Source organism: Klebsiella sp. H-Nf2 (genome assembly GCF_002806645.1).
Classification (GTDB): domain Bacteria; phylum Pseudomonadota; class Gammaproteobacteria; order Enterobacterales; family Enterobacteriaceae; genus Klebsiella; species Klebsiella variicola.
On the sequence record NZ_PIBL01000052.1, the window covers coordinates 1 to 244 of the forward strand.

General features: G+C 52.5%; 1 rRNA gene. It reads right to left on the minus strand.

Annotated elements, in window-relative coordinates:
* Positions 1 to 244 (minus strand): 23S ribosomal RNA (locus tag CWM58_RS29625); the annotation flags it as partial.

Sequence of the window (244 nt, forward strand, 5' to 3'; positions counted from 1 at the left end):
CACCGGGCAGGCGTCACACCGTATACGTCCACTTTCGTGTTTGCACAGTGCTGTGTTTTTAATAAACAGTTGCAGCCAGCTGGTATCTTCGACTGATTTCAGCTCCACCCGCAGGGGCTTCACCTACATATCAGCGTGCCTTCTCCCGAAGTTACGGCACCATTTTGCCTAGTTCCTTCACCCGAGTTCTCTCAAGCGCCTTGGTATTCTCTACCTGACCACCTGTGTCGGTTTGGGGTACGAT